This window comes from Aquabacterium sp. A7-Y, from assembly GCF_026153205.1.
GTDB lineage: Bacteria > Pseudomonadota > Gammaproteobacteria > Burkholderiales > Burkholderiaceae_C > Caldimonas.
This window is the reverse complement of sequence record NZ_JAPFBW010000104.1, coordinates 1-536: the sequence shown is the minus strand read 5'-3', so window position 1 is coordinate 536 and position 536 is coordinate 1. Positions and strand designations below refer to the sequence as shown.

1 protein-coding gene is annotated in these 536 nt (G+C 66.2%); it reads right to left on the bottom strand.

The features are described 5' to 3' along the window. A partial coding sequence (locus OOT46_RS30720; RefSeq protein WP_265407420.1) for an Ig-like domain-containing protein occupies positions 1-536 on the bottom strand: 536 nt, incomplete at both ends.

The window sequence follows — 536 nt, the reverse complement described above, 5'->3', positions numbered from 1 at the left end:
TTGGTGGTGATGTCGGCGTCGCGGAAGACGGCGCTGGTCGGGATGCTGACCGTGGCGGCGTCGGTGCTGCTGACGTTGTTCAGCGTGCCCACGACCACCGGGTTGTCGTTGACCGCGTTCACGGTGACCGTCACCGTGATGGTGTCGGTCGCACCTTGCGCGTCGGTGACGGCGACGGTGAAGCTGTCGGTGCCGTTGAAGTTGGCGTTCGGCGTGTAGGTGTAGTTGCCGTTGGCGTCCAGAACGACGGTGCCGTTCGTCGGCGCCGTGCCGGCTGAGTAGCTCAGTGCATCGCCGTCAGCATCCGACGCCGAGACGGAATCGCTGAGCGAGCCGTCCTCGTCGATGGTGTGGCTCTGATCGGTGCCCAGCGGACCCGGGTTGTTGGCCGACAGCGAGAAGCTGGTCGAGACGGTCTTGCCGGCCTGGTCGGTCACCGTCACCGCAATGGCGAACGGACCTTGGGCGCTGGCGTTGTTCGGCAGCGTACCGGAGATGACACCGGTGTTCGGGTCGATGCTCAGGCCGGTGGGCAG